General features: G+C 52.5%; 33 protein-coding genes. 26 read left to right on the plus strand and 7 right to left on the minus strand.

Going from position 1 to position 16,278, the window contains the following annotated elements:
* Nucleotides 1-24 precede the first annotated feature (24 nt).
* The 7 genes from P349_RS17790 to P349_RS17765 all read right to left on the minus strand — a co-directional run bounded on the left by P349_RS17790 (nt 25) and on the right by P349_RS17765 (nt 3,448).
* Nucleotides 25-237: a cell division protein FtsZ gene (locus P349_RS17790; protein ID WP_032646365.1), complete on the minus strand. Its 213-nt coding sequence runs from the start codon at nt 235-237 to the stop codon at nt 25-27.
* Entirely contained in the window at nt 234-395 is a 162-nt protein-coding gene (locus tag P349_RS26600) for a hypothetical protein (RefSeq protein WP_032646363.1), read from the minus strand. Before P349_RS26600 ends, P349_RS17790 begins: the two co-directional genes overlap by 4 nt.
* On the minus strand, nt 392-655 hold the full coding sequence (locus P349_RS17780; RefSeq protein WP_032646362.1) for a DUF7446 family protein: 264 nt from the start codon (nt 653-655) through the stop codon (nt 392-394). Before P349_RS17780 ends, P349_RS26600 begins: the two co-directional genes overlap by 4 nt.
* Nucleotides 656-811: 156 nt before the next feature.
* Nucleotides 812-1,018: a hypothetical protein gene (locus P349_RS17775; protein WP_032646361.1), complete on the minus strand. Its 207-nt coding sequence runs from the start codon at nt 1,016-1,018 to the stop codon at nt 812-814.
* Nucleotides 1,015-1,590: a BRO-N domain-containing protein gene (locus P349_RS24935; protein WP_050597475.1), complete on the minus strand. Its 576-nt coding sequence runs from the start codon at nt 1,588-1,590 to the stop codon at nt 1,015-1,017. Before P349_RS24935 ends, P349_RS17775 begins: the two co-directional genes overlap by 4 nt.
* Before the next feature lie 449 nt (nt 1,591-2,039).
* Complete coding sequence (locus P349_RS17770; protein WP_032646359.1) at nt 2,040-2,729, minus strand: hypothetical protein; 690 nt, start codon at nt 2,727-2,729, stop codon at nt 2,040-2,042.
* A gap of 14 nt (nt 2,730-2,743) precedes the next feature.
* Complete coding sequence (locus P349_RS17765) at nt 2,744-3,448, minus strand: XRE family transcriptional regulator (protein WP_032646358.1); 705 nt, start codon at nt 3,446-3,448, stop codon at nt 2,744-2,746.
* 110 nt (nt 3,449-3,558) lie between these two features.
* Between P349_RS17765 and P349_RS0124155 the strand changes: the two genes are divergently transcribed.
* From P349_RS0124155 to P349_RS17665, 26 genes are all read left to right on the plus strand, one after another.
* Complete coding sequence (locus tag P349_RS0124155) at nt 3,559-3,786, plus strand: transcriptional regulator (RefSeq protein ID WP_016042179.1); 228 nt, start codon at nt 3,559-3,561, stop codon at nt 3,784-3,786.
* A gap of 29 nt (nt 3,787-3,815) precedes the next feature.
* A complete protein-coding gene (locus tag P349_RS17760) occupies nt 3,816-4,358 on the plus strand; it encodes a toxin YdaT domain-containing protein (RefSeq protein ID WP_032646357.1) in 543 nt (180 codons plus the stop codon).
* A gap of 85 nt (nt 4,359-4,443) precedes the next feature.
* Nucleotides 4,444-5,136, plus strand: a complete 693-nt coding sequence (locus tag P349_RS24940; protein ID WP_049012403.1) for a GIY-YIG nuclease family protein — start codon at nt 4,444-4,446, stop codon at nt 5,134-5,136.
* Entirely contained in the window at nt 5,136-5,999 is an 864-nt protein-coding gene (locus P349_RS17755) for a hypothetical protein (RefSeq protein WP_032646356.1), read from the plus strand. The genes P349_RS24940 and P349_RS17755 overlap by 1 nt, the downstream gene beginning before the upstream one ends.
* Nucleotides 5,996-6,685 carry a replication protein P gene (locus P349_RS17750; protein ID WP_032646354.1) on the plus strand — a complete coding sequence of 230 codons (690 nt, stop codon included), beginning with the start codon at nt 5,996-5,998 and terminating at the stop codon, nt 6,683-6,685. Before P349_RS17755 ends, P349_RS17750 begins: the two co-directional genes overlap by 4 nt.
* 1 nt (nt 6,686) lies before the next feature.
* On the plus strand, nt 6,687-7,034 hold the full coding sequence (locus P349_RS17745; RefSeq protein ID WP_032646352.1) for a Ren protein: 348 nt from the start codon (nt 6,687-6,689) through the stop codon (nt 7,032-7,034).
* The gene (locus P349_RS17740) at nt 7,027-7,530 is read left to right on the plus strand and encodes an HNH endonuclease (protein WP_050597476.1); all 504 of its coding nucleotides are present in this window, start codon (nt 7,027-7,029) and stop codon (nt 7,528-7,530) included. Before P349_RS17745 ends, P349_RS17740 begins: the two co-directional genes overlap by 8 nt.
* Entirely contained in the window at nt 7,527-7,724 is a 198-nt protein-coding gene (locus P349_RS26740) for a hypothetical protein (RefSeq protein ID WP_071995279.1), read from the plus strand. Before P349_RS17740 ends, P349_RS26740 begins: the two co-directional genes overlap by 4 nt.
* On the plus strand, nt 7,721-7,969 hold the full coding sequence (locus P349_RS17735) for a DUF7446 family protein (RefSeq protein WP_032646350.1): 249 nt from the start codon (nt 7,721-7,723) through the stop codon (nt 7,967-7,969). The genes P349_RS26740 and P349_RS17735 overlap by 4 nt, the downstream gene beginning before the upstream one ends.
* Nucleotides 7,966-8,478, plus strand: a complete 513-nt coding sequence (locus P349_RS0124165) for an ead/Ea22-like family protein (RefSeq protein ID WP_071995280.1) — start codon at nt 7,966-7,968, stop codon at nt 8,476-8,478. Before P349_RS17735 ends, P349_RS0124165 begins: the two co-directional genes overlap by 4 nt.
* A gap of 2 nt (nt 8,479-8,480) precedes the next feature.
* Nucleotides 8,481-8,846 carry an HNH endonuclease gene (locus P349_RS17730; RefSeq protein ID WP_032646349.1) on the plus strand — a complete coding sequence of 122 codons (366 nt, stop codon included), beginning with the start codon at nt 8,481-8,483 and terminating at the stop codon, nt 8,844-8,846.
* Complete coding sequence (locus tag P349_RS24945) at nt 8,843-9,250, plus strand: hypothetical protein (RefSeq protein ID WP_050597477.1); 408 nt, start codon at nt 8,843-8,845, stop codon at nt 9,248-9,250. Before P349_RS17730 ends, P349_RS24945 begins: the two co-directional genes overlap by 4 nt.
* A gap of 186 nt (nt 9,251-9,436) precedes the next feature.
* Entirely contained in the window at nt 9,437-9,886 is a 450-nt protein-coding gene (locus tag P349_RS17725; RefSeq protein WP_023330681.1) for a recombination protein NinB, read from the plus strand.
* On the plus strand, nt 9,879-10,049 hold the full coding sequence (locus P349_RS17720; protein ID WP_032646348.1) for a NinE family protein: 171 nt from the start codon (nt 9,879-9,881) through the stop codon (nt 10,047-10,049). Before P349_RS17725 ends, P349_RS17720 begins: the two co-directional genes overlap by 8 nt.
* Entirely contained in the window at nt 10,042-10,332 is a 291-nt protein-coding gene (locus tag P349_RS17715) for a DUF1364 domain-containing protein (RefSeq protein ID WP_015964709.1), read from the plus strand. Before P349_RS17720 ends, P349_RS17715 begins: the two co-directional genes overlap by 8 nt.
* Nucleotides 10,329-10,691, plus strand: coding sequence for a crossover junction endodeoxyribonuclease RusA (gene rusA / locus P349_RS17710; RefSeq protein ID WP_032646347.1), 363 nt, complete (start codon nt 10,329-10,331; stop codon nt 10,689-10,691). The genes P349_RS17715 and rusA overlap by 4 nt, the downstream gene beginning before the upstream one ends.
* The gene (locus P349_RS17705) at nt 10,688-11,071 is read left to right on the plus strand and encodes a hypothetical protein (RefSeq protein WP_032646345.1); all 384 of its coding nucleotides are present in this window, start codon (nt 10,688-10,690) and stop codon (nt 11,069-11,071) included. The genes rusA and P349_RS17705 overlap by 4 nt, the downstream gene beginning before the upstream one ends.
* A complete protein-coding gene (locus tag P349_RS26235; protein WP_152540056.1) occupies nt 11,068-11,184 on the plus strand; it encodes a hypothetical protein in 117 nt (38 codons plus the stop codon). The genes P349_RS17705 and P349_RS26235 overlap by 4 nt, the downstream gene beginning before the upstream one ends.
* Complete coding sequence (locus tag P349_RS17700) at nt 11,181-11,870, plus strand: bacteriophage antitermination protein Q (RefSeq protein WP_032646344.1); 690 nt, start codon at nt 11,181-11,183, stop codon at nt 11,868-11,870. The genes P349_RS26235 and P349_RS17700 overlap by 4 nt, the downstream gene beginning before the upstream one ends.
* Before the next feature lie 500 nt (nt 11,871-12,370).
* On the plus strand, nt 12,371-12,676 hold the full coding sequence (locus P349_RS17695) for a phage holin family protein (RefSeq protein WP_122008274.1): 306 nt from the start codon (nt 12,371-12,373) through the stop codon (nt 12,674-12,676).
* Nucleotides 12,663-13,103, plus strand: a complete 441-nt coding sequence (locus P349_RS17690) for a lysozyme (RefSeq protein WP_032646342.1) — start codon at nt 12,663-12,665, stop codon at nt 13,101-13,103. Before P349_RS17695 ends, P349_RS17690 begins: the two co-directional genes overlap by 14 nt.
* Nucleotides 13,100-13,570, plus strand: coding sequence for a lysis protein (locus P349_RS25955; protein WP_032646341.1), 471 nt, complete (start codon nt 13,100-13,102; stop codon nt 13,568-13,570). The genes P349_RS17690 and P349_RS25955 overlap by 4 nt, the downstream gene beginning before the upstream one ends.
* Before the next feature lie 111 nt (nt 13,571-13,681).
* The gene (locus tag P349_RS17680) at nt 13,682-13,900 is read left to right on the plus strand and encodes a hypothetical protein (protein ID WP_032646340.1); all 219 of its coding nucleotides are present in this window, start codon (nt 13,682-13,684) and stop codon (nt 13,898-13,900) included.
* Between the two features lie 3 nt (nt 13,901-13,903).
* Nucleotides 13,904-14,542: a putative metallopeptidase gene (locus P349_RS17675; RefSeq protein ID WP_032646339.1), complete on the plus strand. Its 639-nt coding sequence runs from the start codon at nt 13,904-13,906 to the stop codon at nt 14,540-14,542.
* Nucleotides 14,543-14,574: 32 nt separating this feature from the next.
* Complete coding sequence (locus P349_RS17670; RefSeq protein WP_032646338.1) at nt 14,575-15,030, plus strand: DUF2280 domain-containing protein; 456 nt, start codon at nt 14,575-14,577, stop codon at nt 15,028-15,030.
* Entirely contained in the window at nt 15,027-16,274 is a 1,248-nt protein-coding gene (locus P349_RS17665) for a PBSX family phage terminase large subunit (RefSeq protein WP_032646336.1), read from the plus strand. The genes P349_RS17670 and P349_RS17665 overlap by 4 nt, the downstream gene beginning before the upstream one ends.
* Nucleotides 16,275-16,278 lie beyond the last annotated feature (4 nt).

The following is a 16,278-nucleotide window of genomic DNA, read 5'->3' on the forward strand; positions in this document are numbered from 1 at the left end:
AGGCCGATCGGTTGAATAGGGTGGTTAGTGCTGGATAGGGTTGCCGTGACCGTCGAGCAGTACGTCAATCATCACGCAGTCACTGAGGCGGATGATTTCGGCGTCGGTGTGCAGGTAAACACATTTGCGCTCCTGGATAACCGCTGAGACGCGATAGGTTCTGCCCTTATGCATCGCCATCATTCCCGGCGTTAAGCACTGGCGAATGAGTGGCGTCGTACCGTAGTGATGCATCATTTTTTACGCTCCAGTTGCTCAAGGATGCCAGCGATGTGCAGCTGCCAGCGGTTCATGGTTATCTTTTCGCGGGGCTTATCAGCTGAAGCCAGCTGCCAGTGGTGGCCATCTGCCATTTTTTTGATTGTGTACAGCTTGCCGTTGTGAGTGACTTTCATGATTCACCATGCTCCGTCCCACCTATGAATCGCTCTGGCATTTCATCAAAAATTGCCATACTCAACACTGCAACCTTTCCGTCTCTCAAGGGGAATGCGTATTCCTTTTTTACGACGTAGAGGTGGTCAGCTGTTGCTCTGAGAACCATGTCGGTAACATCAGTTTTCTTTCCAACCCAGCAACTCTTAACTGGGTTGAGACGACCTTCAAAAATCGTTCCAGTTAACGGGCTGGCCCCAATCATTTTTACAGTGCCCATAATCATCTCCGCGCTTAAGGCCGCGCCGCCGAACGGTTAATACAAGACTTCTGCGCTTGTACGAAAATATGCTGGCGGTGGATGGCCGCCGGTTGTCATAACTAACCGCACTCATCGAGAACGGTGAGGTATGAAAAAAGCCGCTGGTTAGGCGGCCTATTTTTGTTTGGACTTGTGCTTTCCAGCCCACTGCTTAGCGATATAAAGGCAGTCGTCGAAAATCCTCCCCTTGCGGCTTGCCTGAGAGCAGCGACGGTAATGATCCACCGCCATGTCCGCGCCGGTCATCGCCGCATTCTCGTCGTAGCCCAGCTTTATTAGCTCGGACGTGATGTTTTTGTGAATGAACTCCTGCGGGCTCATACAGGGAGACCTTCTGAGAATTCGCCAAGATCTGGGATGCTGAACTGAGTTAACTGGAGCGCGAGGAGAGTCGCTTCCTTAACGCGCTTTTTGTCTTTCTTACGCTGCGCGAGCAAGCCACTGCCTTTTTGTCCGCGATGTTTAAAAGACAACTCATCGAATGATGCGATCTGATCGTGAATCTGCTGCCCGGTCAGTTTGGCAAGGCCTGAGACATTCAATGGGGCTATCTGAATGCCAGATTCTTTTTCAACCAGGTCAAGCATCCAGATACGCAGGTCTTTGGCTACTTTGGTACGAGAGACCATGCCGATGAGGTGCGCACCTCTCGGGGAGAAAATACGCATTTCAACTTCACGTAAGCTATTGTTTATCCCATCCTTCCTCACTTTGGTCACGGTCGTCATACTATCCGTGAACTCATCTTTGTGGCGGTTGTAGATGTTGGAAACCTTATTGGCGTTTGCATAACCAAGAAGGTCGGCCAGCGCTTCTGTTGTGAACCAGATTTTCCCGTCACCGTTATCAAATGGCACGACAGTGCGATCCTGAAACGTTAACTCGCTTCCCATATTCACCTCTCTTTGTTTACCGTCAGCCCCTCGCAAAGAGCTGCTGGTAAAGGTTCCCCGATGTTCGGGATCTGAGCAGCAAACCATTCCGGTGCGGAGTCCTCTTCGTGTGCTATACCCGCCACGCGTTACACACCTGCCTCAATCCCATTGGGCGCCATTTCAATTTGCCAGGAGCGCTCCGGGTGATTTGCTGCTTGACTGAATTCTTAATGAGCAGGCGGCTTGCTGTCCGCCGCTGGCTAACTTCGCTCAGCTGTCGATGTTTCGTTTCGATGGATTAAAGATAACCTTAGTTATGAGTGATGGCAATAACCTAATTTATAATTATCATCACAAAAGTTATAATGGCATGATAACTAAAAGAATTTATTTTTGTAAAAAGGTGGGGTTGATGGATTTTGGGCAATAAAAAACCCCGCATTGCGGGGCTTATAATCAAATGGGGGTTAGAAATAACCGTTGTCTTTGCAGACTGATATCGTTGATAGGGTCTCGGCATCATCACCACCCATACCTATAAAGCCAGCGTGTGGTTTGCCATTATTAATAAGCATGACCATGAATGGGGTGTTTCCAGCATAGCCGCCGTATGAGTTTTTCGAGTTAACTAGGCCGCAGTAGGCCCCTTTCCCGTTGCTCACAAACTTTGAGTGCTTGAACCTGGCGCTTTCAGGATCCTTCAATTGGTCTTTTACTGCGTTCTCAACAGCATTAATCTCCTGCTTCGTGAGAGATCTATATTTCCAGACAGTTGCCGGTTTCTCGTTATCAGAAGTGTTAGGTGTTGGACTTACATCAATGCAGTTAGCCCATTGCTCAGTTATTCGAGCAATACGGTCTGAGATGGCGAATTCAGTTTTAGAAAGGCTTGCGGCGAACACTTTTGTCTTATCATCAAGAAAAAGCATTCCGTTTTTTTGTTCACTGATTATCGGGGAAATGACCACGCCGCCAGCTGGACGGGTGGCTTTAAAGGATTTGCCATCAAATTCTACAGTACCCTTACCGCCGGGAATCATAGGTGCATTAGCACCTTTGCTTATGTCGGACTTAGCGTAATCGCAGCTCAGAATGCTTGACCCGATTGCGTTCGTTGTTAAGGCCAGAAAAGATAATGCTATAAGTTGTAATTTCATCCATGCCCTCTGAATTACCAGATAGTAGACGTCCAGAACATGCGCCCAAGGATCTCTACGCTTTCAATGTCAGCCTCTTCATCAGGGTACTCTTCACTGTTGAAGCTGCGAATCACGATACGAGTAGGGCTCACACGATAAATGGATTTTAGTCTTTTCCATCCATCCTGGCTGATTGCATAGACTTTGCCATCGACGATTTTTTTATCGTTCGTGTTAATAGCGATGGTTGTTCCCTCTGGGATCATAGGCTCCATGCTATTTCCTGATGCCGGGAAGCACAGCACACTATCTTTCTGGGCTCCAACCTTACGCAGGGTAGACTTCGCAAAACGGAGTTTGAATCCGTTATAGTCATCTTCCAAGCAGGAACCATCACCACAAGCAAGTTCTATGTCTTTCAGATATGGCACTTCGACCTCGTCATCTGGCAGATCTGTTTTGCTATCCCAAGCGTCAACTTTACCCCATTCCGATTCTGGTGGGATAGCGGATTCCTTGCGTACTTCGTCCTGCATTGAGCCTATGCCAGAACTGAGCCATTCCGGACGCACATTCAATGCATGAGCAAGCTCAACCATCTTACGGCTTCCTGTGGTTTTGCCTGATGTCATTTTCTGAATTGCAGGTTGAGATATGCCAACTTTCTCAGCCAGCTGCCCTTGGGATATGCCTGCGGCGCTCATAGCCGCGTTTAGTCGATCTGCGAATGTTTTCATAGCGCCAATATATAACTCAGGTTATGCAGAGTAAAATAACAAAGGTTATGGACAATGCTCATAACTTGAGTTATCTTTTCATTAATCCAGTAATCGGATAGGTAAAATCCATGAACAAAGTTATTCAACGAGCTTTAGAAATCGTTGGCAGCCAGAAGCGACTCGCAGATATTTGCGGCGTTAGCCAGCCAGCGGTTCACAAGTGGCTTAACGGTGGTTCCGTATCTCCGGAAAAAGTAACAGCCATCGTAAACGCTACTGGCGGCGAGATTAAGGCACACGAAATTCGACCTGATCTTCCCGACCTGTTTCCACACCCAGAGAACCATGCCGCTTAACGGCGGCCCTAACCACGAAAGGGAAAGCAATGCATTCACTTGCGTATCAACACAATACCGGAATACACCCGGGAGCGGTGATAAACCGCGCTCAACCTAAAGCGGCGCCAGACCACGAAAATATCCGCGATGCGGTCCGGGCATGGTCTTCGGCGCTGGACAATCAGGACGTCGTCTCGGCGCTGATCATCAACGAATACCGGGAGCAGGGCGGGACCGCCATCAGCTTTCCGGAAGACATCAGCCGGGCGCGCCAGAAGCTGTTCCGCTTCCTGGATAACCGTTTCGACTCCGAACAGTACCGCGAGAACGTGCGCCAGCTGACACCGGCAATCATGTCCGTCCTGCCGCTGGAGTATCGAAACCGCCTGGCGCCGCAGAACGACACTATGTCTCTGATCGCCTCTGCGATGAAAGAGTGTGCCGAAGCTAAACAGGCAGTGCTTCTGGACGCTCCAGAGCATCAGAAGCTGAAAGAGGTAAGCGAGGGTATAGCGTCGCTCTTCCGCCTCATGCCGGAGCAGGTAGGGCCGCTGATGACGATGGTTACGTCGATGCTGGGGGTCATGTGAGAGGAACCAGAAAAGAAAAAGCCCTTGAAGCGGTCACTTCAAAGGCCTTCCAAACACTGTGTTACGCCAAGTAACGGGAGTAATTATGGCAGAGAAATTGATGCATAACACGATGTTTTTGCCGCTCAGCCTGGAGAAAGAGAAGGTTAAGCATCTTGATATTCCTAGCGGACTCAGATCTCAAGGGTGGATTTACGCGCTCAAAAATCCATACATGCCGGGAATCTTCAAAATAGGAATGACAGTAAATGAGCCTGAAATACGTGCTGCTCAGATTTCACAGGGCACTGGCATACCGGCGCCATTTGAAGTCCATAGCGCCTACTTTTCCGATAACCCGAGAGGCCATGAACAGGAGTTTCATCAATACCTGTCCAACTGCCGAATCAATCCTGGTCGTGAGTTTTTCAGATGCACTGAAGAAGAAATCGCTGAAGCAGCTGATGCAATCGGTTTAATCAGCCGTAGCGCCACGATAGAGGAACTTGCTGATTCCTATGACGTTATTTGCATTGAGCAGAGCGAACCTTTCTCTTTGCAAGAACTGTTTGACGATCTCGATATATCAGTTTTCGGCTGCCAGTACGCGGCGACAAAAAGGTTGGTAGAAATCGGAAGGGAATATCTGCATCTCGTCAATAGGGGTGGTTGCTCGTTAGCGTTTATGGATGGGAGGGGAATACCTGTCGTCCGTGAGTACATTCAACATCGCGAAGCATACATTGCATCCCAAGAAGCTGCGGGTGTGTATGGTCCGCAGAAACCAGGAGGATTTTGATGGCTCGCTCACGAAACATCAAGCCAGGCTTTTTCACTAATGACGAGCTCGCAGAATGTCAGCCACTGGCTCGCATTCTCTTCGCTGGTCTGTGGACTATTGCCGATAAAGAGGGTCGCCTGGATGACCGACCGAAGAAAATTAAAGCCATGGTACTGCCGTTCGATGATGTCGATTGTGACGCTTTGTTGCAGCAGCTGCATCAGCATAAATTCATCAATCGATACCAAGTGAATGGTGATTCCTACATTCAAGTTTCTAACTGGAAAAAGCACCAGAACCCGCACTGCAAAGAAGCGGCAAGTGAGATACCAGAACCGCCTAAGAACCAAAATGGCACCGAACAAGGACAGTGCAATTCAGATGCAAAAGAGGAAAAGGAAGAAGAGGGAAAGACTCAAGTAATTGAAAATAATGAAGCACAAGAAAAGCACGGTGCTAGTAAGGTGCAAGAACAGGTTCAGAACAGTTTAAATCCTGCTGATTCCCTTAACCTGATTCCTGATTCCCCTATCCCTGATCCGGATTCCTTGGTTAACACCCAAGCCGCTGACGCGTCTTGCGAAGAGGCCAATGCAGATATTCATGAAATATCGAGTCGGTACGCATTCGAGGGCCAGATCGTTCGGCTGAACCACAAGGACTACCAGGCATGGTTAAACCTGTACCCGCTGATAGACCTGAATTACGAACTTCAGAAGCTGGATATCGAGTTCACGCATGAGAAGCCAAAAAATTGGTTTATCACTGCCAGCCAGAAGCTGAGTTATCAGAACAAGCAGGCGGCAGTACGCGGCAAACCAGCCGCTAAGCCGGATCTGGACTTCAACAACACTGACTGGGCTTATGGGGTGATTCGATGAAATCTCTTGCAGAGCAGATGCGTAACCACGATCGCGAGCAGATGAGCCGCATGGCCCATAACCTGCCAGAGCAGTATCAGGAGCGTGCGCCGGTAGATCAGGTGGCTCAGGTATTCAACAAGCTGTTCAACGAGCTGCGCGCCGCGTTCCCGGCCAGCATGGCGAACTTCCGTGAGCAGCGTGATTTAGACGAATTTCGCCGTCAGTGGCTGCTGGCGTTTCAGGAGAACGGGATCCACTCAATGGCCCAGGTCGATGCCGGTATGCGCATTGCCCGCCGCCAGGAGCGTCCATTCCTGCCGTCTCCGGGCCAGTTCGTCGCCTGGTGCAAACAGAGCGGCGGCGCGCTGGGTATCACCGTTGACCAGGTGATCACCGAATACTGGGACTGGCGTAATCGTTCGTTCGAGTTCACTTCCAGTGAGCAATTCCCCTGGTCGCAGCCGGTCATGTACCACATCTGCGTTGAACTGCGCCACCGCAGCACAGAGCGCCAGTTGACTCATGGTGAACTGGCACGCGAGGCGGGTGATCTGCTGGACATGTGGGAGAAGCGCGTCACCGAGGGTAAGCCAGTTCCGCCGGTACGCCGGGCGATTGCAGCACCGGCTGCCGAGCACGGGCCGACGCCGATCCAGCTGCTGCTGGCGAAGTACAACCGCAACAAGTCGAACGGGATGGTGTGAGATGACCATAACAATCCGTGAGCAGGTGCTGGCAGACCTGCGCAATAACCCAGGACTGAACAACGCAAAACTGGCAGGGCTTATCGGCATGGACACCAAAAAGATATCCGGGACGGTGAGTACGCTACTGGCCGATGGGCTGATCAGCTGCGAAGGAAAATACGGCCAGCGCCTGTACAGCTTAACCAGCTACGGCATGCGATTCGCCCCTGACACGATACCGGGCATGAAGCACGGCAAGTCGAAGTTAATTCAGCGGGCGGACACGAACGTGATCTGCCAGGAGTGCCGCAACAGCGCTGTTATGAAAAGGATTCTTTCCGTCTATGGGAGGTGTGGAAATGTGTGAATTAACCCAAGATAAGCTGAAATCTTTACTTCATTATGACCCTGAAACAGGCATTTTCACGCGCAAGAAAGGTGGTGGCGGGGTTGCGGCTGGGAGTATTGCCGGCGGCCTTAATGGACACGGATATATAAATATAAAAATAGGCGGGAAAACATTCAAGGCACACCGGCTCGCATTTCTTTATGTCTATGGGTATATGCCTGAAATGGTTGATCATAAAAATCTAAACAGGGCGGACAATCGACTCTCAAACTTACGCGCTGCAAATCGCGCGCAAAATGGTCAGAACTCAAATATGAGAAGCGATAATGCCAGCGGAGTTAAGGGTGTGTCCTGGGATAAAAGAATAAATAAATGGGTTGCTCGATGCACCTGCAACGGCCATGAAAACTGGATAGGCTCATTTGAAAACAAAGAGTGTGCGATTGAAGCTGTGAGGTTATTTAGAGGAAAAACACACGGTGAATTCGCTAACCACGGGGAGGCCGCCCAATGAGCAACACCACCAAAGTGCTGAATTATGACCCATCCGACCCAGATAAAATGCGCCTGCCAGAGGGTATTCGCTGTGGTAATTGCCATCACATGCGCCGCTGTAAATTTCTGTGTGGTCATACAGAGACCGATACCTATTGCGACTGGTCACCATCGCGCTTCATACCAGCAAAGACAGAAGGATCCGCACAATGAGCAATACAGCAAAACTTCAACTCGGTTTCTCACCACTGTGCAAAACTATCACGTTGGCAAAAATGCGTGATTTGGAAGGTGGTGGTCGTCTGCGTGTGGGCAATGATCGCGGGCGTGATGTGACCAACGAAGCTGCACAGCTCGTCTGGCAACTGGTTATGGCAGAGGGTGGGGAAATAGGCTGGGAGCTTGATGATGGTTCTCGCATGATTCTGAAGGCAGAGAAGAAGGAGGCCGCCCAATGAGCAACATCGACAAACAGGCGCTGCAAGCAGCAGCAGAGAAAGCACTTCAGGGTAAATGGGATTACGAGGCAGGGGCAATCTGGCATACCGATGAGAGCGGCATGGTTCAGCACATGGCGGTGGTCGAAGCCGGTGATGATATCAGCGATGAAGAGCATAAGAGCAATATGCGTTTTATCACGCTCGCCACGCCTGCTGTTGTCCTGGGATTGCTTGATGAGCTGTATGAATCTAAAGCTGCGGAAGCTAACGAGTCCAGCTGCGCTAACAGCGTTATCGACAGCGCTATCAAATGGCAGACGCGCGCCAAAGATGCAGAGGCAAAGCTGGAAGCCGCAGAGAAGCGGATTGCTGATCTGGAGGCGAGTCACAACAATCTACGCGAGGCAATGGCCGGCATTCACAACACAATCGCAGGCGGAGGCGCTTACACGCCGCTTGCTGCAATTCTGAATGGCTCCAAACGCGCATACGAAGAGTCGGCCGCCGCAGCCGATAAAGGGGCGTAAGCATGGCACTGACGAAAAAACAGCGCGCAGAGTTGCGCATGAAGTTCGGTGGTCGCTGTGCTTATTGTGGCTGCGAGCTTGGCGACAAATGGCACGCTGACCACGTGAAGCCGGTTATTCGTTTTGAAGGACAGATGCTTTACCAGGAGAGGGATGAAATCGACAATCTTGTCCCGGCCTGCCACCCATGCAACCTGCATAAGCACTGCAGTAGCCTGGATGATTACCGCCGAATTATTGACGATGGTCGCAGGGAGTTTCTGCGTTCCGGTAAGGGGAAGGCTCTGGTGCGCATGGGGTTGGTTAAGATGAAGCCGGACCCGATTGTGTTCTGGTTTGAACAGTATCAGGAAGGAGCGACAGCATGAGCACTATTACCACAGAGCGACTGACAAAAATTCTCTCTGAAACCCAGGCAGTAATTACCGAATGCAACTCTCGTGGTGTTCATGGTTCCGTAGAGGTGAACGCCCGCTTGTTTGAAAATGTGTTGATGGAGTTACTACGGCGCCGTGCCGCCATGCTTCAGGGTGTCGAAATCGTCGAGTCGCGCTGCAGCAACTCTCCGGTGATTCCGGATGGCTGGGTTATGGTTCCGGTTGAGCCTACTGATGACATGATCGTCAATGGCTTTGAATCAGAGCCTGATGAGAGCTTCAGCGACGAGAAGGAGTGGGAAGCATACGATGCTATGAGTGGATGCCAGCAGGCGGCGCACCGGGCTAAGTTGTGCTGGGCAGCGATGATAGCAGCAGCGCCGAAGTTAGAGTGATTCTTGATAATCATTTTTCAAAAGTGATGTTATAATTAAGTCGCAGTCGGTCTGAACAGCCGGTTGCGACTTCTGCGCATTTAAGGGGACTTAAATGCGACCACAATCTGAACTCCTCACCTTGTCACAGATGCAGAAATGCACCTGCGATTTTCTGCATTCTGCGTTATCTCTTGGAGGTGGCGTATGAAGCAGCAATTCCACCTCGTCAACGACGCCATCAAGCAAAACGCTATCAACTTCATCCGGGAGCTACCGGTGGACGCCAAGCGCCCGTTGGTTCTCGATATCAAGGAGATGACCCGCACCCTCGATCAGAACAAAAAAATGTGGCCACTGCTTAAAGACCTCTCCGACCAGGTTACATGGTTTGGCAATAAGTACGATTCTGACGACTGGAAAGACCTGATCACCGCTATGGTCGCCAAGTCCAAAAAGCAAGAGCAGCGCATGGCACCCGGTCTTGATGGTGGCGTTGTGATGTTCGGTCAGCGAACCAGTAAGATGACTGTCCGCCAGATGGTCGAAGTCATTGAGGCTATCTACTGGTTTGGCACTCAGCAGAACGTCAAGTTCAGCGAAAAATCTCGCCTTGAAATTGAATGGGCTAAACGCTGGGGTGAGCGCAATGAGTAGCCCACTTTCCCGCGTCATCACAAACGAAATCTTCCGCGTTCCGGCGCGCCGCCAGCGCAAGCCCGCGGTTAAGCCGTCCGATATCCCGACGCTGAAAGACTACACCGCCCGCCTGGTGGATCAGAAATGGCTGCGTCTCGCGGCGAGGAGAACGCATGGCTAATTTATGCAAAGCGGCACGCGGCCGCGAATGCCAGGTACGCATCCCGGGCGTATGCAACGGAAATCCTGAGACATCTGTACTGGCTCATATCCGCCTGGCTGGGCTGTGCGGAACCGGAATCAAGCCGCCTGACCTGATCGCCACCATCGCATGCAGCAGTTGCCACGACGAGATTGATCGCCGCACCCGCCTGGTCGATGCGGAATATGCAAAGGAGTGCGCGTTGGAAGGCATGGCTCGCACGCAGGTCATCTGGCTTAAAGAGGGGCTCGTAAAAGCATGAATGAATACCGCATTAGCCTCCCGTGGCCGCCGAGCAACAACCGCTACTACCGGCATAACCGCGGGCGCACGCATATCAGCGCAGAAGGGCAGGCGTACCGCGACAGCGTCGCCAGAATCATCAAAGACTCAATGCTGGATATCGGCCTGACCACGCCCGTGAAAATCCGTATCGAGTGCCACATGCCGGATCGCCGCCGCAGGGACCTGGACAATCTGCAAAAGGCCGCATTTGACGCACTGACTAAGTCCGGGTTCTGGCTCGATGACCAGCAGGTCGACTACTACAGCGTGAAGAGAATGCCGATCGTCAAAGGCGGCAAGCTTGAACTGACCATCACCGAACTGGAGGCCGCATGAGCACAGAAACCGAAATAGAGCTGGGCAAAGTTGTCGCGTTCCCTACTAAGAATAACGATCTGCAAGATGGGCTGGTTATTCAGCGCGAAGGTCAGAAGGTCATGTGCCTGCACTCCACTGTTTGGGTGAACGAAAAGGACAGAACCTTACGCTGCCGTAGATGCGAAACGCTCATCGAACCTTTCGACTTTCTAATGACGCTCTGTGACCAGGAGTCTCGCTACATGGAGAACGTGAAATATCTCCGCCGGGAAGAAAAGCAGCGCCGACAGAACATCGAAAAGCTCATTCAGATTGAGAAGAACGCCAAGTCCCGAATTCGCCGCGCCGGGGATAAGTCTCCACTTCCTCTCTGGCAGAACGAGAGGGTGGATGAATGACCCGTGACCAGATTCTCCGGTATCAGGCAGAAAGCGTTAAGCGCGCCAACCTGCCACCAGTAGCAAAGCACAGCCAGACCAAAACCAACCAGCCAAATAAGGAAGCCGCATGAACAGTCAGCAACTGGAATACGTACGTCAGCAGCTCATTGTGGCGACCGCTGATCTGAGCGGGGCGACGAAAGGGCAACTGGTAGCTTTCGCCGAGAACGCGCAATTCACCGCGACGGCGCGCAGCCGGGGCCGAAAAAAGGTATTCGACAAGGATAAGCAGCGCATGGTCAACCCTGATGGTCCGCCTATGAGCGGCAGCCAGTCCCGCGCAAAGGGATCGTCTATCGCGCTGGTGGGTCCGGTTGAGTTTGTTACCGCCTCATGGCGCCGCGCTGTTCTGTCGCTGGAAGACCACCAGAAAGCATGGCTGCTGTGGAGCTATAGCGAGAATATCCGCTTCGAGTACCAGGTGGCGATCACTCAGTGGGCGTGGGCAGAGTTCCGGGATCATCTCGGCACGAAGAAGGTGGCCGGCAAGACGCTGGAGCGACTGAAGAAGCTGATCTGGCTGGCGGCGCAGGATGTCAAAGCGGAGCTGGCAGGGCGTGAGACGTACGAATATCAGGTGCTGGCGGAACTGGTCGGTGTAACGCCAAAGAACTGGTCTGAGACGTTTACGGATCGCTGGGTTGAGATGCGGCGCATCTTCCTGCGCCTGGACAGCGGAGCTTTGTTGAAGGTTACGCGATCACGTTCACAACAAAAGGCGACAAATTTAGACTCAAGTCTTGCAAAACTGGATTGAAACGCATATATTTCATGTAAATCTGATATCGTCGCCATAGCTTTGATTGTCGACACAAAGAATTCAAGCCCGAGGTTAACGCCTTGGGCTTTTTCGTATCTGCACAACAGGAAAGAGCATTGAACAAGGCGAAAACCGGTAGACGCGACTAATGCCATCCGGGCGTCCAGTGCTCTATCCGTTGTGGTGTAACTCAATTCCCGCTTGCGGGTTAGATGGGTAGAGTAACGCATCAACTGGCATAGCCAGCAGGGCAGGCATGATGCTAATGCTGAACCTGAGTATCGGTTCGAGTCCGATCGCCACACACTAAACCCAGCCAGGGTATTTACGGCCAGAGAGCCGACATTGCCTTACCCTCATCTTCCTGGCTTGTCGCCAGGTTTTTTATTCAGGCCGCAGACAATCAATTCCAGATGCCACGTAGCTATCGTGTCTGACGGCCTTCCCCCACTACACAAACAGCACCCCGTTCTTTCGGAGGTGATATGGCTAAACGTATGCAAGATAAAGAAAGCATTGCCGGAGTGTCATGGCTGATTGTCCTTGCTCTGTCATGCTGGGGCGGACTGGTCCGATACCTTATTGACGTTAAGCAGAACAAAGCCACCTGGAGTTGGATCAATGCACTGGCACAAATTGCAGTGTCAGGATTTACCGGTCTCATTGGTGGTCTGATTAGCGTTGAAAGCGGGCTTAGCCTTTACATGATTCTGGTTACGTCAGGTATCAGCGGAGCGATGGGCTCCGTGGCGCTGACGTACTTCTGGGAACGCCTGACGGGGATGAAGAATGCAAACCAGTGATAAAGGCATTGCCCTGATCAAGCAGTTCGAAGGCTGCAAGCTCACCGCGTACCAGGACAGCGTAGGAGTGTGGACGATCGGATATGGCTGGACTCAGCCTGTCGACGGCAAACCAATCCGAGCCGGTGTGACGATTAAGCAGGAGACTGCAGAACGCCTGCTGAAGACAGGACTGGTCAGCTACGAAAGTGACGTGTCCCGCCTGGTTAAAGTCGGTCTGACTCAGGGGCAATTCGATGCTCTGGTGTCGTTCACGTACAACCTCGGAGCCCGGTCATTGTCGACATCGACTCTTCTGCGAAAACTTAACGCCGGTGATTACGCTGGCGCTGCCGATGAGTTCCTGCGCTGGAATAAAGCTGGTGGCAAGGTCCTGAATGGGCTGACCCGTCGGCGTGAGGCGGAGCGCGCTCTGTTCCTGTCGTGATTGGTGCACTGGTTAAGCGTTACTGGCTGCAGCTGCTGATGGTGGCGTTAATCGGCGTGCTGGCGTTCTTAGTGAATCACTACCGCGACAACGCCATCACCTACAAAGACCAGCGCGACAAAGCCACCAAGAGCCTCCGCCTGGCTAACGACACCATCAAAGACATGCAGACCCGCCAGCGAGATGTGGCTGCGCTGGATGCCAAATACACGAAGGATTTAGCTGATGCGAAAAAGCAGCTTGATGATCTGCAGCGTTGTGTTCGTGATGGCAAGTGCGGGCTGCACGTCAACGCCAAATGTCCCACGAACGGAGCGGCCAGCACCGGCGGCATGGTCGATGCTTCCGGCCCCCGACTTACTGACTCCGCTGAACGGGATTATTTCACCCTCAGAGAGCGAATCGCCACAGTGACGAAGCAGGTCGGCTACCTGCAGGACTACATCAAAGAACAGTGCCTTAAATGATTTGTGTAACCCCGCAAGGATGGTGATCACATCTTGCTGACGGGTAAGCCGTAAGTGGCTAAGCACTTCTGAGAAGCAGGGCAACAGCTGCGACAAGGCAAAGAGGTAATCATGTCAGATATCTACCAAATCACGCTAACCACCCAAACAGGCGAAACCTTCGCGGGCAAGATGTCACGACGTCAGCCTGAGCTGGTAAACGGCTTTGTGCCGCTGGCTACCGAGACGGGCGACTGGCTTTACTTCGCTCCGGCCGATGTGAAGCGCGTGCAGTTCACGCCAGTACCGGAAGAGCAGACCGAACAGCCAGCAGAACAAACGACGGAGTAAGCCATGGCTAACGATGACGAGCGCAGGCCATATCCGCCAGTTAACTTCATCGACTCCGAGAGCTGGCAGCCATACACCAGGCTCATACCCGCCAACGAAGTACATGAGTGGATAAACCGCCAAATCCTCAGTGATACCGGCAGCATCCATAACCCTGACCACGGACACCTGTTAGAGGCTGATCTCTGCTTCATGTGGGCATCTGACTCTTTCGCGAAGAAAGGGCGCTACGTTCTCGGCCAGGCCGAACAGGTAATGCTCCGCGCCGGTGGATGGCAGAAAGCCAGAATGGAACAGCAGATGCATGAATGGTTCGGTCGAATTCCGAAGTTCATCATCACGCTGGCGGCCGATTACTGCTCTAAATGCAGTGACCTTGAATTCTGCGCACTGGTAGAGCATGAGCTTTACCACATTGCCCAGGCCACCGATGATTTCGGCGCGCCAAAGTTCAACAAAGAGACCGGGCAGCCAGTGCTTACACTGCGCGGGCACGATGTCGAAGAATTCACTGGTGTCGTACGTCGATACGGTGCCAGCAAAGAAGTACAGGAGCTCGTTGATGCGGCCAATACGCCAGCAGAGGTGGCTCACATCGATATAGCCAGGTCATGCGGCACATGCATGCTAAAGTTGGCCTAACAATATGACTGATTATGACAGGCAGGTAATCCATGGCGACACTGAAAGGTGAGGTCAAAGCCTTCATCGTTCAGTCCCTTGCCTGCTTCGATACTCCATCCCAGGTGGTTGAGCTGGTCAAAAAAGAATTTGGCCTGAGCATCACTCGTCAGCAGGTCGAATCCCACGACCCGACGAAAGCAAACGGCAGGGGGCTGGCGAAGAAATGGGTTGAGCTATTTCACGAAACCCGTAAGCGCTTCCAGACCGAATTAAGCGACATCCCGATCGCCAACAAAGCCTATCGTCTCCGCGCGCTAGACCGGATGATGACAAAGGCCGAGAGCATGCGCAACATGGCGCTGGCGGCATCACTTATGGAGCAGGCCGCCAAAGAGTGCGGGGATGCGTACAGCAACAAACAGAAGGTCGAGCACACCAGCCCGGATGGAACCATGACTCCGCAGCCGACCATCATCCAGCTACTCCCCGTTGAGCCGAAAGCATGAGTGAAGCTGTTCAACTGCCGATCCCCGCCAAGCTTGCGCCACTGTTCACCGCCGTGAATAAGCGTTACCGGTGCTCGCATGGTGGGCGTGGCAGCGCTAAGACGCGAACCTTCGCACTGATGACAGCCGTGAAGGCGTATCAGTCGATGATGAACGGCGAGAGCGGAGTGGTGCTCTGCGCGCGTGAGTTCATGAACTCACTGGAAGAGTCGAGCATGCAGGAGGTGAAACAGGCGATCCTGTCTGTTCCCTGGCTGGCCGCCAACTTTGATATCGGCGAGAAGTACATCCGCACCATCGACAAGAGCGTTAACTATGTCTTTTGCGGTCTGCGGCACAACCTCGACAGCATCAAGTCGAAAGCGCGCATTCTGCTGTGCTGGGTTGATGAGGCTGAATCAGTCAGCGAAATAGCCTGGCAGAAGTTGAGCCCGACAGTTCGTGAAGAGGGGTCAGAGATTTGGGTGACGTGGAACCCGGAGCGCGACGGTAGCGCCACGGATAAGCGCTTCCGCAAAGAAACTGGCGACGACTGCATTACCGTTGAGATGAACTACACGGATAACCCGTGGTTCCCGGATGTGCTGGAAGGTGAGCGACAGAACGATCAGCGCCGCCTCGACCCGGCAACATACGCATGGGTGTGGGAGGGTGCTTATCTCGAAAACTCTGACAAGCAGGTGCTGGCCGGCAAATACCGGATCGCTGAGTTCTCGGATAACCTCTGGAAAGAAGCGGAGCGTCTGTTCTTCGGTGCTGACTTCGGTTTTGCCAAAGACCCTAACACGCTGGTGCGTTCGTTCATCCTGCACAACCGGCTGTACATCGAGTACGAGGCATACGGCCAGCAGACTGAGCTCGACCACATGCCTGAGCTATACGACACGATTCCAGGCGCGCGGGACTGGCCCATCAAGGCCGACTCTGCGCGACCTGAGACAATCAGCTATCTCAAACGGCAGGGATTCAATATCTCGGCTGCTGAAAAATGGCAGGGTAGCGTTGAGGACGGGATCGCCCATCTTCGTGGGTTCGACGAAATCATTATCCATCCTCGCTGTAAGAATGTGGCTCGTGAGGCTCGCATGTGGTCCTACAAAACGGACCGCATCACCGGTGAGGTATTGCCGAAACTCGCTGATGGTTATGAGCACTGCTGGGACGGCATCCGCTACAGCCTCGACGGACACATTAAGCGCAAAGGTCAGATGGCCGGGATGATGATTCCGAAACGCCTTCGCTAACCAA

Origin of the sequence: Enterobacter sp. DC4, assembly GCF_000568095.1 — a bacterium.
Taxonomy (GTDB): Bacteria; Pseudomonadota; Gammaproteobacteria; order Enterobacterales; family Enterobacteriaceae; genus Enterobacter; species Enterobacter pseudoroggenkampii.

What these genes read in the sequence shown, in the direction of transcription:
- P349_RS17740 (WP_050597476.1), top strand. Translation starts at nt 7,027, where the DNA reads ATGTGTGAATTAACCCAAGATAAGCTGAAATCTTTACTTCATTATGAC.
- P349_RS17700 (WP_032646344.1), top strand. Translation starts at nt 11,181, where the DNA reads ATGAACAGTCAGCAACTGGAATACGTACGTCAGCAGCTCATTGTGGCG.
- P349_RS24945 (WP_050597477.1), top strand. Translation starts at nt 8,843, where the DNA reads ATGAGCACTATTACCACAGAGCGACTGACAAAAATTCTCTCTGAAACC.
- P349_RS24935 (WP_050597475.1), bottom strand. Translation starts at nt 1,590, where the DNA reads ATGGGAAGCGAGTTAACGTTTCAGGATCGCACTGTCGTGCCATTTGAT.
- P349_RS24940 (WP_049012403.1), top strand. Translation starts at nt 4,444, where the DNA reads ATGGCAGAGAAATTGATGCATAACACGATGTTTTTGCCGCTCAGCCTG.
- P349_RS0124155 (WP_016042179.1), top strand. Translation starts at nt 3,559, where the DNA reads ATGAACAAAGTTATTCAACGAGCTTTAGAAATCGTTGGCAGCCAGAAG.
- P349_RS26600 (WP_032646363.1), bottom strand. Translation starts at nt 395, where the DNA reads ATGAAAGTCACTCACAACGGCAAGCTGTACACAATCAAAAAAATGGCA.
- P349_RS0124165 (WP_071995280.1), top strand. Translation starts at nt 7,966, where the DNA reads ATGAGCAACATCGACAAACAGGCGCTGCAAGCAGCAGCAGAGAAAGCA.
- P349_RS17665 (WP_032646336.1), top strand. Translation starts at nt 15,027, where the DNA reads ATGAGTGAAGCTGTTCAACTGCCGATCCCCGCCAAGCTTGCGCCACTG.
- P349_RS17675 (WP_032646339.1), top strand. Translation starts at nt 13,904, where the DNA reads ATGGCTAACGATGACGAGCGCAGGCCATATCCGCCAGTTAACTTCATC.
- P349_RS17770 (WP_032646359.1), bottom strand. Translation starts at nt 2,729, where the DNA reads ATGAAATTACAACTTATAGCATTATCTTTTCTGGCCTTAACAACGAAC.
- P349_RS17765 (WP_032646358.1), bottom strand. Translation starts at nt 3,448, where the DNA reads ATGAAAACATTCGCAGATCGACTAAACGCGGCTATGAGCGCCGCAGGC.
- P349_RS17670 (WP_032646338.1), top strand. Translation starts at nt 14,575, where the DNA reads ATGGCGACACTGAAAGGTGAGGTCAAAGCCTTCATCGTTCAGTCCCTT.
- P349_RS17735 (WP_032646350.1), top strand. Translation starts at nt 7,721, where the DNA reads ATGAGCAATACAGCAAAACTTCAACTCGGTTTCTCACCACTGTGCAAA.
- P349_RS17750 (WP_032646354.1), top strand. Translation starts at nt 5,996, where the DNA reads ATGAAATCTCTTGCAGAGCAGATGCGTAACCACGATCGCGAGCAGATG.
- rusA (WP_032646347.1), top strand. Translation starts at nt 10,329, where the DNA reads ATGAATGAATACCGCATTAGCCTCCCGTGGCCGCCGAGCAACAACCGC.
- P349_RS17705 (WP_032646345.1), top strand. Translation starts at nt 10,688, where the DNA reads ATGAGCACAGAAACCGAAATAGAGCTGGGCAAAGTTGTCGCGTTCCCT.
- P349_RS17755 (WP_032646356.1), top strand. Translation starts at nt 5,136, where the DNA reads ATGGCTCGCTCACGAAACATCAAGCCAGGCTTTTTCACTAATGACGAG.
- P349_RS17695 (WP_122008274.1), top strand. Translation starts at nt 12,371, where the DNA reads ATGCAAGATAAAGAAAGCATTGCCGGAGTGTCATGGCTGATTGTCCTT.
- P349_RS26740 (WP_071995279.1), top strand. Translation starts at nt 7,527, where the DNA reads ATGAGCAACACCACCAAAGTGCTGAATTATGACCCATCCGACCCAGAT.
- P349_RS17720 (WP_032646348.1), top strand. Translation starts at nt 9,879, where the DNA reads ATGAGTAGCCCACTTTCCCGCGTCATCACAAACGAAATCTTCCGCGTT.
- P349_RS17680 (WP_032646340.1), top strand. Translation starts at nt 13,682, where the DNA reads ATGTCAGATATCTACCAAATCACGCTAACCACCCAAACAGGCGAAACC.
- P349_RS17775 (WP_032646361.1), bottom strand. Translation starts at nt 1,018, where the DNA reads ATGAGCCCGCAGGAGTTCATTCACAAAAACATCACGTCCGAGCTAATA.
- P349_RS17760 (WP_032646357.1), top strand. Translation starts at nt 3,816, where the DNA reads ATGCATTCACTTGCGTATCAACACAATACCGGAATACACCCGGGAGCG.
- P349_RS17780 (WP_032646362.1), bottom strand. Translation starts at nt 655, where the DNA reads ATGGGCACTGTAAAAATGATTGGGGCCAGCCCGTTAACTGGAACGATT.
- P349_RS17690 (WP_032646342.1), top strand. Translation starts at nt 12,663, where the DNA reads ATGCAAACCAGTGATAAAGGCATTGCCCTGATCAAGCAGTTCGAAGGC.
- P349_RS17725 (WP_023330681.1), top strand. Translation starts at nt 9,437, where the DNA reads ATGAAGCAGCAATTCCACCTCGTCAACGACGCCATCAAGCAAAACGCT.
- P349_RS26235 (WP_152540056.1), top strand. Translation starts at nt 11,068, where the DNA reads ATGACCCGTGACCAGATTCTCCGGTATCAGGCAGAAAGCGTTAAGCGC.
- P349_RS17730 (WP_032646349.1), top strand. Translation starts at nt 8,481, where the DNA reads ATGGCACTGACGAAAAAACAGCGCGCAGAGTTGCGCATGAAGTTCGGT.
- P349_RS17745 (WP_032646352.1), top strand. Translation starts at nt 6,687, where the DNA reads ATGACCATAACAATCCGTGAGCAGGTGCTGGCAGACCTGCGCAATAAC.
- P349_RS17715 (WP_015964709.1), top strand. Translation starts at nt 10,042, where the DNA reads ATGGCTAATTTATGCAAAGCGGCACGCGGCCGCGAATGCCAGGTACGC.
- P349_RS17790 (WP_032646365.1), bottom strand. Translation starts at nt 237, where the DNA reads ATGATGCATCACTACGGTACGACGCCACTCATTCGCCAGTGCTTAACG.